Annotated in this window: 1 protein-coding gene; it reads right to left on the minus strand. The window is 58.3% G+C overall.

The genetic code is table 11. The features are described 5' to 3' along the window. Nucleotides 1-161 precede the first annotated feature (161 nt). Nucleotides 162-1,259, minus strand: coding sequence for an IS5 family transposase (locus AWB69_RS45185; protein WP_062093234.1), 1,098 nt, complete (start codon nt 1,257-1,259; stop codon nt 162-164). Between the last annotated feature and the right edge of the window lie 90 nt (nt 1,260-1,349).

Raw genomic sequence — 1,349 nt, forward strand, 5'->3', positions numbered from 1 at the left:
CCCTAGCAGGCTGCTGAAGTACACCGGAGTTAAAGAGGCCCCGCTCCGATTACGCGACTCTCGTCGCAAGATTTTTCGCATTGTGCAGATTCAATGCGAATTCAACGTCCCTTCAGGCGTTTTGAGGCCAATTCCTGGCCTCATTTCCGCGTTTTCCGTCACTACGGACGGACTTGTGCCAAGGATCGCAGGCGCACGAGATTGTATGCGGCCATGTTCAACACGAACATCTGATCCACCTTCTTTAACCCGCGCACCATTGCCTGGCGCATACGTCCCACGGTCTTCGCCCATCCAAAGCCTTGTTCGATCAGCTTGCGCTTTTGCTGGGAAATGGCGTAGCCCGCGCTCGAGGCAATTGTATCGGCCACCGCCGAACGCCGCCCCGAGGTGTTTTGCGCTACGTGCGGTGTGACCTTCATCTCGTGGCAGGCCTCGATGAATTCCCGTGCGTCGTAACCCTTGTCCGCGCCCAACGTGATCTCTGCGCCCGCATCCTGTAGTGCTTGCCGCGCGTCGTTGATCATGATCTTGGCCGCTTCACGCTCAGCATGCCCGTCAGCGCGTGTCACGCGCGCGTTGACCACCAGACCGTGCCGGTTATCGGTCAGCGTATGGCCCATGTATCGCAATTCGCTGCCCGTCTTGCCTTTCCGGTAGAGCCGCGCATCAGGATCGGTACTGGACTGATGCGTCTCGTTGCTGCGCTTGCTACCTTTAAAGTCGCCCGCGCTGCTGCCTTCGTCATCCTGATCGTCTTCGTCCTTGCGAACGAAGCTCTTGTGTCCCGCCCACGCCTGGATCAGCGTGCCGTCTACGCTGAAGTGTTCGCCCGAAAGCAGATCCTTCTTCTGAGCGATGGCCACCACTTCGTTGAAGAATTCGATCACGGCATCGTGCTTGATCAACCGCTCGCGGTTCTTCGTGAAGACCGTGGGCACCCACACCATGTCATCCATTGCCAGGCCGATGAACCAACGAAACAGGAGGTTGTATTGCACCTGCTCCATCAATTGCCGCTCCGAGCGGATGCTGTAGAGCACCTGGATCAGCATCGCCCGCAACAGTTTCTCCGGCGCGATGCTCGGCCGCCCGCCCTTTATGTCGGCTTCGTACATGCCGGCGAACAGCCGATCCATCTTTGCGAGTGCTTCGTTCGCCATGACGCGAATCGCACGCAGCGGATGTGACGGCGGAATGAAGTCGTCCAGCTTGCGCATGGAAAACAGACTCTCGGTGAATGTGTCGGCGCCGCGCATAATCTTCATCGGGTAGTTGGGCTCCTTCTATCAACGCTTCACGAACCCTGCACGATGACGCGTTTCAGCGGTACTTCCGCAGGCTGCTAG

The sequence above is a fragment of the Caballeronia udeis genome (genome assembly GCF_001544555.2).
Lineage (GTDB): Bacteria > Pseudomonadota > Gammaproteobacteria > Burkholderiales > Burkholderiaceae > Caballeronia > Caballeronia udeis.

Bases quoted from the DNA above. Each gene is read 5' to 3' on its own strand.
- AWB69_RS45185 (WP_062093234.1), bottom strand. From the start codon at position 1,259: ATGCGCGGCGCCGACACATTCACCGAGAGTCTGTTTTCCATGCGCAAG.